This window comes from Streptomyces sp. NPDC006339, from assembly GCF_040612775.1.
Taxonomy (GTDB): Bacteria; Actinomycetota; Actinomycetes; order Streptomycetales; family Streptomycetaceae; genus Streptomyces.
This window is the reverse complement of the sequence record NZ_JBEXQW010000013.1, coordinates 1-13747: the sequence shown is the minus strand read 5'-3', so window position 1 is coordinate 13747 and position 13747 is coordinate 1. Positions and strand designations below refer to the sequence as shown.

Sequence of the window (13747 nt, the reverse complement as noted above, 5' to 3'; positions counted from 1 at the left end):
GAGCCGAAGACCGCGCGCGGCCGGGAGGCCGGCCACCGCCTCTGCACCGCCCTGGGGGACCTGGCCGACCTCCCCGCCCGCCGCCGACCTCCTGCCCCCGCGCCCGACCTGGACCGGCAACCCCCGGCCGAGCTCGGCGAGCCGGCCGCGCCCCGGGCCCCGGGCCAGGATGTGGGGGAGTGGGAGATCCCGCCGCATCCCGCTCCCGTACGGCGCGCGGCGCGCCGTCCTCGCCGGCGCGGTGGTGCGCGAGCAGATGCGTCGCACCACCACGCCCGCCCCCGACGTGCGGGGCCGGGCGTACGACGTCGTCGCGCAGCAGCAGGCAGCGATGCCCGAGCAGATGCTCGCGGCCGAGCCGGCCGATCTCGAGCACGACGACCAGGTGCAGGGCCGGTCGCGGGGAGGCGATCGACATGACGGCGCTGCGGGCGTTGTCGAGGTCCCGCACAGATGTGGAAGCCCTCGACCTCACGGCCGACCGGCTGCGCCGTCTCCTGGACGCGTTCACCAAGGTGGGCGACGACTCTCGCGTCCGCGCGGGCCGCGACACCGGCCAGGACGATGCCGGCGCGGTGCGCTCGGAGCGCCCGGACGACCAGTAGGCGCACCGCCCACAGCAACCCGGGCCCACCGACCGGCCGGGAGGCCGGCCACTGAGTGGACCCGATGGTGCGCACCCGGTGGGCGCACCGGGATTGGTGCGCGCACCGGCACCTCCTCCTCCAGATGCGGCCCAGTGCGCGCGTGACCCCTTGTCCGCCTCTGCTGCCCGGCCCCGTTTCTCCTTGCCGCAGCGCCTTCCGGCCGCCGATCGGGCTGCGGTCAAGGGGGTGAGTGAGATGGGCCGGGACCGCTAGCGGCGATGGTGCGCAGGTAGCGGCCCCGGGGAGGTTGATGTGCCGGGCCTTGAGCGGGGAGAGGCGGGCGACGTGCTCCTGGTGGGTGGGCGGGTGGGCGGGTGTCAGGTGAGCTGGCTTCGGAGCCGGTTCTGGTCCGGTTTGCCGATGGGGGTCCGGGGGATGTCTGCGACGAAGTGGACGGTGCTGGGTGCGTATCGGCGGGTGAGGTGGGTGGTGACGTGGGCGCGTAGTTCTTCGGGGGTGATCCGGTGGTCCGCGGCCGGTACGACGGCGGCGTGGATGTGTTCCGCCGCGTCTTCGTCGCAGACGCCGAAGACGGCGCACTGTGCGATGGCCGGGTGGGTCAGCAGCACGGCTTCGACTTCGCTCGGGTAGACGCCACCGCTCGGGATCTTGATGAGGTCGTTGCAGCGGCCGACGAGGAAGAGGTAGCCGTCGTCGTCGAGGTATCCGACGTCCCCGGTCCGGATCCAGCCGTCTCGCACGGTCTGTGCGGTGAGTTCCGGCTGCTTCCAGTAACCGCGCATCATTCCGGGGGAGCGGGCGTAGATTTCGCCCTGGCCGCCGGCGGGAAGAGGCAGGCCGTTCGTGTCACGGATGACGAGTTCGACTCCGGGCATGGGGCGGCCCACGGTGATCTGACCGTGGCGGCCGACGCGGGAGTGTTCCTCGGGCCGTACTTCGGTGAGGCCGAGCGTTTCGCTCTGTCCGTACCAGCTATGCAGCACGGGGCCGAAGACCTGTGCGGCGCGGCCGAGCCGGGCGGCTGAAGCAGGGCTGCCGCCGTAGGTGATGCGCTTGATGCTGGAGACGTCGGTGGTGGGCAGGGACGGGTGATCGAGAAGCTGGTGCAGCAGCGGAGGGAGCAGCCACAGGTGGGTGACGCTGTCGCGTTCGATCGCGGCCAGGGTCGCGCCGGCGTCGAAGTCGGGCTGCAGGATGACGCTGCCGCCCTGGAGGAGCGTCAGGTCGGCGCACAGGCCGGCGACGTGGGACAGCGGGGTGTTGGCGAGGAAGCGCGGAGGATCGCCCGCGTCGACGTGCAGGCTGTCCAGGCAGCGCTTGTACTGGCCGTGGGTGACCTGGAGGGCTTTGGGGACTCCGGTGGTGCCGCTGGTGTGACGGATGCACCAGTCGGCGTGGGGGTCGGTGTGTCCGCCCGGGGGGCCGGGGGCGTGGAGGGCGGCCGTGGCGAGGAGATCGTCGCAGCCGGGGACGGGACCGAGTGACGCCACCGCGGGGACGCCGACCAGGGACAGCAGGGGGCCCAGGTCGGCGTGCCGGCTCGCATCGACGAGCAGCAGGCGCGTGTCGACGTCGGCGACGATGTGGGCGAGGGCCTTGGGCGGCATGACGTCGTAGAGGTAGACGAGGCGGGCGCCGGCCAGGGGTACCGCGTAGCGGGCGGCCAGGGCGAGCGGTGTGTTGCCGGTGAGCAGGGACACTGTCCGGCCCGGCCCGATCCCGCGTGCTCGCAGGGCGCGGGCCAGACGGCAGATGAGGGCGGACAGTTCGCCCGCGGAGACGGGGCTGCGGTCGGCGGTGAGGACGGCCGGCCGGTGGGGGTGCCGTGCCAGAACCCGCAGGAGATCCTCGGCATGACCGATGAAGCCGCGGCCGGTCGTCGTTTTCCGTTCGTCTTGTGCCATGTCTGCTCCGGCGGGTCGGTGTGCGTCGTGCACAGCCCGCGGATCGGCAGGCCATGCACGAGGACAACGACCCGGTCCCCGCGAGCGATGCGGCCGGATTCCGTCGCGACCTGGTCATCACGCGTGTCGTTTCCGGACCGGGGGTGAGGGTTCCACACGTTGGTGTGGGGCGGGGGCCGGGGGCGAGAACCATGTCAGGGGCACGTCGTTGATCCACGGTACGCGTCCCCGTGTCTGGAGTTCCTTCTCGTGGCTGTCGATCAGGTGCACCGTTTCTTCTTCTCCGGCTTCGGCTACCAGTGCCGTCTCGTGCAGTGCCCCGCCCCCAGCACGGAGCCGATCGTCGTGATCGGCGGCGCCTTCCAGAACATGTACTCCTACCGGCGGTTGGAAGGGCCCTGGGCGCAGACCGCTCCCGTCATCAGCGTGGAGCTGCCCGGTTCCGGGAACGCCGACCCGCTGCCGGCGACGTACGGGTTCGACTTTCTCACCGACGCCCTGACCGACCTCCTCGACCGCTTGGGCCTCGACCGGGTCAACCTCTTCGCCGTCTCCTACGGAGTGCCGGTCGCCTACCGCCTCGCCCAGCGCGACCCCGGCCGCTTGGCCCGCCTCGCCCTCCTGGGAGCCGCCTCCGTGTACCCGCCGGAGGGACTGGCGGGGCTGCGGGCCATGGTGGACGCGCTCACGTCGGCAGACGCCGACGGTTATGCCCGCCGCAGCGTGGAGGCGCTCATGGCCCCGGCTGACCGCACGGTACGCAACCGCGCCGCCGTCACCCGCGTCCTGGCCCGTGACATGGCGGCCATCACGGGGCACGACTTCGAGCGTCACCTGGCGTCCACCCGTCGTGTGATCGACTGGCCGGGGCTGCCCGGCGGCGGCGTCAGCGGCGTCCCGACACTCTGTTTCACCGGCGAGCACGACACCCTCACTCGCCCCGACCTCGGTCGTGAAGCCGCTGCCACCATCGACGGCAGCATCTTCACCCTCATCCGCGACACCGACCATCTGCCGGCACTCGAACGACGCCACGAGGTCGGCGAACTCCTCCTGCGCTGGTTCACCGACCAGCCCCTCGACGACCTGGACTTCCTCACCCCGCTCGAGCAGCCCACGAGACCGCTTCCCGCAGGAGTCGCATGAACCCTGCGCCACACCGGCCCCGGTGGACCCCGGTCGTTCGCGGTGACTTGGCGCTCCAGCAGGAGCCGTCGAGCGCCGCCGCCAGGAAGGAATATGCGCAGGGCTCCTCGTCGTGGGTGTCGACTGCGTGATCAGGATGAAGACGCGTTCGGCGACGGCCAGGAGCAGCCGGTGAAGCCCCGGTTCGTGTTGTCGGCGATCGCGCCACCTGTGTCGATGTCGTCGGCCTGTATCGCCGGGGTGTAGGCGAAGGCGTCGGCGACATCCTGCGGCTCTATCGCGGCGAGCGGCACGGTGATGGTGTTCTCGGGCATCACAGCTCCTCAACGGTCGGGCCGCGCCGCTGATCGCGGCGACCTCGAAGCCACCCTCGATCTACGGCCCTGTGGACAGAGTCCGCCCGCACACGGGGGAGAACTCTCCCTCCTGTCCTGTGACACTGAAACTGGACCGCTTGCCACCGAAGTCGGACCGCTGCCTACCGACAGCGGAACTGCTGCAGGCACGCATTCCGAGTGGATGGGCGTCAGGGCCGCAGGTGCTTGAGGGTGAACTGCGGTAGGGCGTAAGGGCCGGCCTGGGGTGCGGCCGGGTCGGCCGGGGAGTCCGCCGCAGGAATGCCTGTGACATGGAGTTCGGCGTCGTCGACGGGATCGTAGGCCAGTTCCGCCGGGTCGGGGAGTGCCCAGAAACGGCGGGTGTTGTCGGAAACCGCGTATGCCGTGGTGAAGCGGAGGGAGGGCGGTGCGACCAGAGCGGCCCGCAGGTAGCCGACAGCGTCGCGCGGACTCAGCCAGGTCGCCAGATGCCGGGGCTCCGTGGGCAGATACTCGAAACTGCCGATACGCAGGCAGACGACGGACAGGCCGAACTTGTCAGCATACAGCCGTCCCAGCGCTTCGACGGCGGCTTTGCTCACCCCGTAGAGGCCGTCGGGCCGTACCGGCTCCAGGGGACTCGTGAGGTGCCCGGCGGGGTAGAAGCCGGTGACACGATTGCTGCTGGCCAGCACCACCCGCTCGATTCCTGTGCGCCGCGCAGCCTCCAGGACGTGATGCGTGCCGAGCACATTGGTCTCGAGCAGATCCGGGAGGGGCGCCTCGTCGGGCACGCCGCCCAGGTGCAGCACCCGGTCGGCTCCCGCAAGGGCCGACTCCACAGCGGCGACGTCCCGCAGGTCCACGGTGTGCACGTCCTCGTTCTCGGCCTCTGGGCGAAGCGGCACGCGGTCGAGCAGGATCAACCGCTCCGTCTCGCCCCGCAGCGCCTTCCGCGCCACGGAACCGACGGTGCCCGCCGCTCCCGTTACTGCCACCGTTCCCAGACTCACCGCGTCTCCCCCTGATTTCGACAACCTGGGCATCTTCGCTCCCGTTGAGCCACTCAGCAAGGCGATAGGGAACCCACGGAACGCAGGGAACCTCTTGAGCGAGAGACGGGGTCTCAGGGAGCGCCATCAACGATCCCACTCCGATCTCACGAACGGTTCAGTCGTCCAACTTCGATGGCAGACGGTCGAGGTGCGATGTCTGAGGACAGAGTGGATCACGATGCGGTCACGACGGAGGGGTTCTCCGAGGCCGACGTCACACGGAGCCCGGATTCCGCACCTGTAGAAGGTGAATGGTGGGACAGGCCCGCCCCACCTTCTGGAGCACCCTGTGGCGAGCACCGCAGACGAGCCTGAGCAGCACCTTGACCAGCCCGGACACGCCCTCCATGGCCCCCTCCATCACGCCCTCCGCGCCCCGCACTCAGCAGCCGGGCGTTTCCGCAGGTCAGGAACGACGAAAAGGGGGGCGTCGCAGGTGCCACATCCCTCATGCAGAGATAGCAAGGCGTCTCAGGAACCGGAAGAACCGGGCCTCGGCGCCGGGAGCTGCTGCAGGCGCTGGGGGTCTTCCAGAGGGCTACGCCTGACCAGTTGTGGAAGTTGACCCGTCCGGACAACCAGCACGACAAGCTCGTACGGGACACCCTTCTGGACCTGGAGGACCACTACCTGGTGCGGATCGAGACGGTCCGGGGGCCAGCGGCAGGTGTGGTGCTGACCAACCGCGGACACGGCGAGGCGAAGCGGCTGCTGGAGCCGAAGGGCATACGCATCTCGGCGCTGCGTGAGGAAGTTCGTGAGAACGGACAGCAGGTGTTCACCACTTCGGGAGGCACCGCTGTCCGGCGCTGTTCGATCGGTACTGGCACCTGTCACTCCGCTAGAGGAGGCCGGTGCGTATGTGCTGCGTGAGGTTGTCGTGGATCTCGCGTAGCCACGGGGTGCGGACGGCCGGCAGCCGGGCCAGGGTTCGCTGGAAGACTCCCCAGTCGATCCGGAACACGTCATGGACGTTTGGTGGGGGCGGGTCGTCGCGAAGGACGCCGTCGGGTATTTGACCCGATGAGGGGGCGGGCAGTTGCGGCTCGGGGAAGACCAGCCGGAGCCACACCCCGAACGGCAACGGGACCAAGGGCGCCGGAGTGGCAGGGTTCCATGCCTTCCCGGTCTGCGGGTGGGACGGCACGAGGAGGATGTCGGCGCCGTCGTGGGCCGGCTGTCCCGGTCCGGCCAGGACGGCGCGCCGCCTCGGCCCGCCGGACGGCAGCAGGGTGTCGAGGGCGCGTCGGAACATTTTGGCGGTCAGGCCGTCCGGCACGGCTACCGCCCGGCCGTCGGAGGCCACCAGGAGGTGGGCGAGCGCCTGCCCGGCTGCCGCCACCCACTGCGGGCTCCAGTGCCATCGGTCGCTCGCCCGGAACGGCTCTCCCCACGGGGCGATCGGCTCGGACGGGGGCACGCCATCCCCCTCCGCGAGCAGGTCCGCCCAGGACAGCGGTCCGGCGTCGCCGCCTTCGACGGGAAGGCGGCGCACGGCGTTCGGGGCGAGCCACACGGCCTGCCAGAGCGAGCAGTCGTCGATCCTGCTCGCCACGGGAAGACCGCACGCCACGCAGGCCATGTTGGGGCCGTCACCCCCGTCGAAGCCGCAGCAGGCGCCGCCGCGCTTCTCCGGGATCAACACGGCGCCGCGGGTGTCTCCCGGTGCGATGACAATCGCGCCGGACACGCCGTCGGACAGGGCGTGGACCGGCGCGTAGATGCCGCGGGCAGCCGCCTCGTCCGGATCGATCTCCTCCCACCTTCGCCACGGCGGCCCCCAGGGCTCCAGTTCCACGGCGAACGTCCCCGATTCCATGAGCACCGGGAGCTGAAGCCCGTTCCCGTACTGCTGGCGAGCGTGGGGCGGCAGGGCGACCTGGGACAACGGGGCGGTCAGCTCGGAGCCACACCGCACACACACGAAAACGAACAAACGTCCTCCGCTCGGGAAACAGGGGCATCGTCGCAGCTCCGTGGCAGACCGGCCAACGTGTTTTCAATTTGCTGTGGGGCCGAAGCACAGCCACGACGCTGAGCGTCACCGTTCCAATCCTCGGCGGGTTCTAGCACCTCCCGAAGTGGTGAACATCTGCTGTCCGTTCTCGTGGACAAAGCCACTCCGAGCACCCGGCCGCTCTTCCCTCTCCACGAAGCCGGCCGTCGTCCGCCTTGCGCTCTCGAACCGCACTCACCACCAGGCTCACCACCGTGATTACCTAGGGCCTCTGACCTTCCAGGCCATCACGTGGGCCACTCCTCGACACGCGGGCACCTCGAGGAGACTGTCCCGCCCTCGCCCCGCTGGCCACGGCCACCAGGTCACGAACCGAGTGGACAGGGTCGGACACAACCTGCGCCGATATGGCGTGCGCGGGCGAGGCCCGGTGGCCAGCGCGCTCTGGGAACAGTCCCACCGGGCCGCTCTTCCTTCCCGTTCCGCCCGTCTCGTACTGGTCGCCCTGTGCGAGACGGACGGGCTCACCATGGTGAGTTCGGCGGTGACCCTGATAGGTCCACCCCCCGTTTCCCAGGTGAATGGACCTGCTGATAGGTGAGGCTGATAGGTGATCGTGCGGGCCGTGAACGTCTTCTGACCGACCCCGCGCACGCCTTGGGGCCCGAACCTGTTCACGGTCCGGAGCCCGAGGACGTGTTCAGCAGGCGGCCGGCCTACCGGGGGCGTCGGTTGACCCGCCGGTCCAGTTCTGTGGTCCGGACGGTGGCGACGTACCCGCCGGCGATGGCCAAGTCCTTCTGCGCACGGTCCAGGATCGGCACACCAGGCAGCTCCTTGCCCCTTACGGCCTGCTGCACCAGGTGCCGTGCGGACATCACGGCGTGCAGAGCAGCCTCGATCCGGGCGCCACCCGGCGCCGCCCCTTCGATACCCGAGGGCAGCCCCAGCACGTGGTGGTCGTGGTCCTCCACGACACCTGAGTCGACGGAAGCGACCAGGGTGCGCTCCACCTCCGTCAGCATGGCCAGGACGTCGTCCCACTCCTGGGGTGTCGGACGCTCCATACGCTTCTCCTGCACATCAGCCTCCGTTGCGGGATCCGGCGACCGTACCAACCCGGCGCCACCCCGCCCGCGCGGCTCCCACCCCCGCATTCGCCCGAGCGCGGTCAGGACCGGACGTTCTTCTGCCAGTCCAGGGAAGACCCGCTCGGGGCCGCCTCTGCCAGCGCCTTCGCTGACGTTGTGGTGAGCGAGGCGAGGGAGGTGTCGCGGTCGCGGGTCGAACTTAGACGTAACCACGACCAGGCGCTCGGCGTACCCAGCCCGCTCGTTCTGGCCCACGGTGCTGAGGGCCACCGTCAAAATCTCCTCAGACGCCACATGCACCGCTGCGTCGCCGCGAGGACCTTGGCGGTGTCCAGGCGCCATGGCCGTCGCGGCCGGTTCCTCGGCTGGAGTCCTCCCCGGCCGCGGGGATGCCAATGTTGCCGGAGGTGGGCGAGAGGACGGCCTACAGGGGGTGTTGAGCGACGTTCTGAATGAACAGGAACGACGGGCTTGACGACACCCGCGGCGGAGACGTTGGGGTGCGGTCTCTGGGAGCGGGGAAATCCTTCGTGTGCGACGACATCGTGAACACGAGCACCCGAGGGCGAATTACACGGTGGAATGGGTCCATCGTTTGGTGATGTGCGGCTCGGAGTACGGCGCCGGCCAGGCTTGCAGCCGCACCTGCTCGATGGCCTCGGGTGTCCGGTCTGATTCACTGCGCACGGCAGCGGCCAGGTTCCTCCGAGACGCCCGGATACGGGTCCACCCGACGGGCATCTCGAATTGAGCTGCATCGGGGAAGTAGTCGGTGCAGCCCAGCACGACGAGTCGTCCGGACGTCAGATTGAGGCTTGCCTCGACAACGTGGTCGAAATCGTCGCTGTCATCGACGGGCTGTTCTGCGAGGACATCGACGCTGACTGCCACGGTGACGTTGACGGCGGTGCCGATGGCCAGGGCGTCCTCGGTGACACCAAGCCCGTCGGAAACTGTCTGTTCGGTCCATACGTCACTGAGGTCGCCCTCGGACTCGCCATCCAGGACGTGGATCTGGAAGTAGTCCGCGAAGAGTTCAAGGTCGGTTGCCACGGGGGCATCATCGCTGCTGCACCCGACGGACACGGCAGCGGGGGTGGTGTCGGCTGCAGGGTGAGGCCGCTGACCGGGTGGTCCGAACCTGCACGCTGGCCCGTCGGAAGAGGTTCCGGCTGATTACCGCAGGTCAGGTGGAGTTGGCGGTGCTGATCGTGGACTCGGACGTGGTGCTGGTGGAGCGGCAGCTTCGGGCTGGTCGGCTGAGCTGTCCGGCCTCCTCGGTCGCCCAACACCCGAGGTGGCAGCTTCCTGGTCGTTGGCGTATGCCTCCTGGCGCGCGGCCGTCCAGGCGCTCGCCACGGAGTCCCATGCCTTGGCGAGCGGGATGGTGAGTTCGCGCAGGATGTCCGGGCGCACCGTGCCCGAGCCACGAGCCGGAGCACGCTGCCGAGCTTGGCCGCTGTACTGGCCCCGGGGACGCACGGATCTGCCTGGGCCCACGCCTACCGGGGTCGGACTGGTGTCGGGAGCACGTTGCCTGCTGCCGGGTGGTGTAGCGACTGAAGCGACTGGAGCTCGGGCATCGCGTGGAGGCTGCCGGCGGCGGGGCTACACCTCGGTGTCCTCTTCTTCCTTCTCTTCCTTCCGGCCCCTCCTGACGTAGTCGTCGATCTTCACCTGCTTGTGTGTGCAGTTCCCGGTGGCGTGGCCGCGAGAGTTGCAGCACTGGTCCCGATCGTGGCCGCTGACCGGGCCGCCGCGACGTGGCTGGGGTGGGCTGCCGGCGCCGTCAGACCCGTCTGGTTGTTCCGGCGCCTCCTCGGTAAAGGGCGGCTCCGGGGAAGCGTCCGAACGGTTGGAGGTGGCTGCCGCCTCGTCCAGCGCGGCAGCAGCCGCCTCCTCAAGGATCTGGGCGACCTCGTCAAGGATGCCGCTGGGCTTCGCGGTCTCGCGCTCGTCGGTGTCGTCGGCTGTCTTCGTACGGGCGTAGGCGAGCGCTGCGGCCGTGACTGCCAATGCCGCCAAGCCGATCGCGCCTCCCTTCCAGGCGGGGCTGCGCCGCTTCCAAGCGTCGGCCGCACGCTTCAGCAGCAGCTTCCTCTCGGCGCCGTCTTCCGGCGGCCCCGCCGGCGACTCGGTCGCTTGTGGATCATCAGCCATGTATCCCCCTCGGCGGAGAGTTGCCAGGGCCGCTCATTCTGTCAGCACTCCTCCTCCCGGTCCTCCTGCTTCGCTTGAAGGGCCACCCCACATGTGACTGCGGCGATCCGGCCAACTTGGCGACGAACGACCTAGGCCGGGTGTCGAAAGTGGATCTTGGGCTGTGAATGATCACGGTTTATGGGTCGGGGAGATCTCACGGACGAGCAGTGGGCGGTGCTGGGGCCGTTGTTGCCGAAGGGTGCCAGGGCGGGGCGGCCGCCCGTCTGGCCTCGGCGGCTGTTGATCGACGGCATACGGTTCCGGGTTCGGACCGGTGTTCCATGGCGGGACGTCCCCGTCGAGTACGGACCGTGGAGCCGGGTCTACGACTTGTTCCGCCGGTGGCAGCGGAACGGCACCTGGCAGCGGATTCTCACCCGGCTCCAGTCCCTGGCCGACGCGAAGGGTGCGATCACGTGGGATCTGAGTGTCGACTCCACGGTGTGCCGCGCCCATCAGGATGCGGCCGGGGCCCGCAAGCGGGGCGACCTGCAGAAGGAACCACCAGGTGGCGTCATCACCGAACCCCGTGATCATGGGCTGGGAAGGTTACACAACGGGTTCACCACCAAGCTGCACCTGACCGTCGAGCAGGGGCAGAAACCCATGTCGCTCGTGGTGACGGCAGGGCAGCGTGGGGACTCGCCGCAGTTCGAACCGGTGCTGGAGAAGGTCCGCGTGCCTCGCATTGGGCCGGGCCGGCCACGCGTCCGTCCCAATCGGGTGCGTGCTGACGCTGCGTACGCCTCCCGCAGGAACCGCGCCTACCTGCGCCGCCGCGGGATCCGCTGCACCATCCCGGACAGGGCCGACCAGGCGCGCAACCGCCGAAAGCTCGGTTCCCGCGGCGGCCGGCCGCCGCATTTCGACCGGGACCGACTACCGCGAGCGCCATGCGGTCGAGTGCGGGATGAACCGCCTCACGAGACATCGCGCCGTCGCCAGGCGATACGACAAGCTCGCCGTCCGCTACGAGGCGACCGTGCTGATCGCAGCTCTCAACGAATGGCTTTGATCGGAGGCGGCCTTCCCGTCCTCGTTCACCAGTCCCGGCCGGAGGTCAGCTCCTCCGCATCCGCGTCCACGAACCCGTATGCCGACGCGACGAAGCTAAACTCGTCACAGATCCACTCACGCGCAACCGTCTCGATCCCGCTTCCGGCCGCCACGAACTCCCTGTCCAGCAGGTTGAACTCCTCCGTCGCAGCCTGGGTGAGTGCGTACAGGCTCTCCAGATCCGACGGCTGCTCGGCCTCAACACGTTCGCACAGCCGCAGCAGGATCGCCTTCCCCTGATCGACCACACGATCAGGGAAGTACGAGTCATCAAACATCCGCCGCAGGAACGCGTGCCCCGCTACCTGCTGGTTTGTGATCGGCATGGTGGTGTGTCCCTACCTCCGCGAAAAGCTGACGCGCCGATCATGCACAGCACCACTGACAACGACGCCCCCATCGATGCCAGACCCCACGCGACCAGGACTTTCACAACAGGCCCTAGCAGGAGTCTGTCCTCGTCCGCTGCTGGTTGGGCTTTCACGACGTTTCACGACGTTTCACCTGCAGAGAAGCCACTCCTGGCAGTTTCTGGATCGTGTCCTCACCGCCATCAGCCAGCACCCCTACGCTCCATACACACCCCGGTTCTCGGGATGCCCGCATGGCCGCGTATCACCTGTCCTGTCTGCCGCCGCTCCGTCGCCGTGAACCCGGGCACCAGACATATCGCCGATCACAAGCACCCGCGGCCCCGCGATCGCTCCTTGGACTTGGTTTTGTGCCATGGGTCCGAACGCGAGGTGGAGCTGGGCGGGGTGATGTTCCTGCCCTTCGAGAAGGCCGAGGGCGCAAAACCAGCGGCTGTTCTGACGTCACGCGCTGGCTACCGACGCGAGCGCCACCAGCGGTGACCTGGCGACCGGCTGACTGGCCTGGGCCGCCTGCGCTAGCCTCGACGCGTACCCGAGCGGGGAGGCCCCGATGGCACACCTGATCTTCGACGAGGACGAGCAGCAGCAGCTGCGCGCGTCCGCCCGCGAACACGCCGCGGCCGGCGAGGGTCTGCTCGCCTACACGCTCGAGCAGCTCGCCGCCGAGGGCATCGACCTGTCGAAGGTCACACCGTACGAGGACATCCAGGCCCGGCACGGGCTCGGCGGGCAGGACGCCGCCCGTACGCCCGGCGCCGCCTGATGTCGCCGAAGCACGGCCCTTGGCGGGCGCACGTCGTCCTGCACGACGTCGCGGAGCGGCAGATCGACACGATGAGCGACGCCGAGCGGGAAGTCCTGGACGCGGCGATCGTCCGGCTATCCCTCGACCACCGGATCGGGACACGCGTCGAGGGCAACCTGGAGTGGGAGTACCACGACGACCGGGTGCGGGTGGTGTACATCCCCACGGTGATTAGCACGATCATCCTGGTCGTCTACGTCGAGGTCGACTGACCCTCATGTACAGGTAGTCGCGCGCCCCCGTCGTCGTTCCGCAGTGCGGCTCGTGCCGGGCGGCCGTTCTCGATGACGACGGCCGGGAGCTGCTTGTCGCGGAGCGGTTCCTGGGAGACGAGCTGCGGCAGCGCCTGACCGCTGCGGGGGTGGTCGGTATCGGCAGGCGACCGGCGGATCAACAATGGTCCCCACGGCATGATCGGCTAGGACTTGTCCGGCCGATCAAGTTCGTAGCCAGATGGTCAGGGCTGCTGCGGTGGCGGTGCCGAGGAAGACATAGCCGCGCTTGTCGTAACGCGTGGCGACGGACCGGTGCTGCTTCAGGCGTGCCGCCAGGACAGTTCGGGGATGCGATGAACCCGACACCGGGCAGGGTGGGATGGGCAGGTCCGTCGTCCAGGGCCACGAAGACCCCGAACCGCTCGATCGCCGCGACAGTGCCGGACAGGATGTCGCCGCGGTGTAGGGACTCCAGTAACGCCCAGAGTTCCGGGCTCTCAGACTGCCAATCCATACCGCCACCCTGGCAAACGACCTCGTGTGTCGACTATGCCCTCGGCGGGCTGCCGAGCTGCAGACCCTCCATGATTCAGCAACCGGGACCATGATCGGCCGGACAAGTCCTAGGACCGGCTCTGCTGCCCCGCGTGCGTCACGCGCGTCGAGGCCGCGGGGGACACCGCGCAGCACCGCCTTACCGCGTCCCTCGCCCGTCCGCGGGCGAAGGCCGTCGACGTGTCCACCCGGCTCGGCGCCGACTGGACGCTCACGACAGGCCGACTGCTGGGTCGACGTCAATGGCGGAGGTCGACCCGCACGCTCACTGGACCAGGTGCCACAGCAGCAGGGCCGCCGGTGGCTCGAGGTCGAGTCAGAGGCCGGCACCTCCTACCAGGCCCACCTTGCGCTCGCCGAGATGCCCCGGCACTTCACCGCGGCCGGGGCCGAGTTCTTCGCTGAGCTGGACCGGCTCCCGTTCGGTGTGGACTGGGTCGTCGACATGACCCTGCTGTCGGC

Annotated in this window: 14 protein-coding genes and 3 pseudogenes; 6 read left to right on the top strand and 11 right to left on the bottom strand. The window is 69.2% G+C overall.

Translation table 11 applies throughout. From position 1 onward, the window contains the following. Positions 1–416 precede the first annotated feature (416 nt). Entirely contained in the window at positions 417–605 is a 189-nt protein-coding gene (locus ABZ135_RS12835; protein WP_356694810.1) for a hypothetical protein, read from the top strand. A gap of 359 nt (positions 606–964) precedes the next feature. Here ABZ135_RS12835 and ABZ135_RS12830 read toward each other — a convergent pair whose 3' ends face one another. Further along, positions 965–2512: an AMP-binding protein gene (locus tag ABZ135_RS12830; RefSeq protein ID WP_356694808.1), complete on the bottom strand. Its 1548-nt coding sequence runs from the start codon at positions 2510–2512 to the stop codon at positions 965–967. Between the two features lie 249 nt (positions 2513–2761). On the opposite strand from ABZ135_RS12830, the gene ABZ135_RS12825 reads away from it, so the two are divergent. Beyond that, positions 2762–3658: an alpha/beta hydrolase gene (locus tag ABZ135_RS12825; RefSeq protein ID WP_356694806.1), complete on the top strand. Its 897-nt coding sequence runs from the start codon at positions 2762–2764 to the stop codon at positions 3656–3658. A 131-nt stretch (positions 3659–3789) separates the two neighbouring features. On the opposite strand, the gene ABZ135_RS12820 is transcribed toward ABZ135_RS12825, so the two are convergent. From ABZ135_RS12820 to ABZ135_RS12790, 7 genes and pseudogenes are all read right to left on the bottom strand, one after another. Beyond that, the gene (locus ABZ135_RS12820) at positions 3790–3972 is read right to left on the bottom strand and encodes a hypothetical protein (protein ID WP_356694804.1); all 183 of its coding nucleotides are present in this window, start codon (positions 3970–3972) and stop codon (positions 3790–3792) included. A 212-nt stretch (positions 3973–4184) separates the two neighbouring features. After that, positions 4185–5021: an NAD(P)-dependent oxidoreductase gene (locus ABZ135_RS12815; RefSeq protein ID WP_356694802.1), complete on the bottom strand. Its 837-nt coding sequence runs from the start codon at positions 5019–5021 to the stop codon at positions 4185–4187. Positions 5022–5871: 850 nt separating this feature from the next. Then, positions 5872–6966, bottom strand: coding sequence for a hypothetical protein (locus ABZ135_RS12810; protein WP_356694800.1), 1095 nt, complete (start codon positions 6964–6966; stop codon positions 5872–5874). Between the two features lie 737 nt (positions 6967–7703). Beyond that, the gene (locus tag ABZ135_RS12805; protein ID WP_356694798.1) at positions 7704–8054 is read right to left on the bottom strand and encodes a hypothetical protein; all 351 of its coding nucleotides are present in this window, start codon (positions 8052–8054) and stop codon (positions 7704–7706) included. A 594-nt stretch (positions 8055–8648) separates the two neighbouring features. Next, positions 8649–9131 (bottom strand): hypothetical protein, encoded by a 483-nt coding sequence (locus tag ABZ135_RS12800; RefSeq protein WP_356694796.1) that lies wholly within the window; start codon positions 9129–9131, stop codon positions 8649–8651. 249 nt (positions 9132–9380) lie between these two features. Beyond that, positions 9381–9464 (bottom strand): annotated as a pseudogene (locus tag ABZ135_RS12795) (HNH endonuclease); the annotation flags it as partial. 222 nt (positions 9465–9686) lie between these two features. After that, on the bottom strand, positions 9687–10238 hold the full coding sequence (locus tag ABZ135_RS12790; protein WP_356694794.1) for a hypothetical protein: 552 nt from the start codon (positions 10236–10238) through the stop codon (positions 9687–9689). Positions 10239–10418: 180 nt separating this feature from the next. Between ABZ135_RS12790 and ABZ135_RS12785 the strand changes: the two genes are divergently transcribed. Then, positions 10419–11295, top strand: a protein-coding gene (locus tag ABZ135_RS12785; RefSeq protein ID WP_356694792.1) for an IS5 family transposase whose coding sequence is annotated in 2 segments (ribosomal slippage) — positions 10419–11159 and positions 11161–11295 — 876 coding nt in all. Because the reading frame shifts where the segments join, the coding sequence is not laid out codon by codon here. Between the two features lie 25 nt (positions 11296–11320). Here ABZ135_RS12785 and ABZ135_RS12780 read toward each other — a convergent pair. Beyond that, entirely contained in the window at positions 11321–11662 is a 342-nt protein-coding gene (locus ABZ135_RS12780; RefSeq protein ID WP_356694790.1) for a DUF5713 family protein, read from the bottom strand. Between the two features lie 598 nt (positions 11663–12260). On the opposite strand from ABZ135_RS12780, the gene ABZ135_RS12775 reads away from it, so the two are divergent. Together ABZ135_RS12775 and ABZ135_RS12770 are read left to right on the top strand one after the other, a co-directional pair. After that, a complete protein-coding gene (locus ABZ135_RS12775; protein ID WP_356694788.1) occupies positions 12261–12473 on the top strand; it encodes a hypothetical protein in 213 nt (70 codons plus the stop codon). Next, positions 12473–12727, top strand: coding sequence for a hypothetical protein (locus ABZ135_RS12770; RefSeq protein WP_356694786.1), 255 nt, complete (start codon positions 12473–12475; stop codon positions 12725–12727). The genes ABZ135_RS12775 and ABZ135_RS12770 overlap by 1 nt, the downstream gene beginning before the upstream one ends. 225 nt (positions 12728–12952) lie before the next feature. Here the strand turns inward: ABZ135_RS12770 and ABZ135_RS12765 are convergent. After that, positions 12953–13057, bottom strand: a pseudogene (locus ABZ135_RS12765) (IS5/IS1182 family transposase); the annotation flags it as partial. Next, a pseudogene (locus ABZ135_RS12760) lies at positions 13057–13244 on the bottom strand (S1 RNA-binding domain-containing protein); the annotation flags it as partial. The pseudogenes ABZ135_RS12765 and ABZ135_RS12760, both read right to left, overlap by 1 nt. 318 nt (positions 13245–13562) lie before the next feature. Here ABZ135_RS12760 and ABZ135_RS12755 point away from each other — a divergent pair. Further along, the coding region (locus tag ABZ135_RS12755) for a hypothetical protein (protein WP_356694784.1) at positions 13563–13747 on the top strand (185 nt) is incomplete at its 3' end.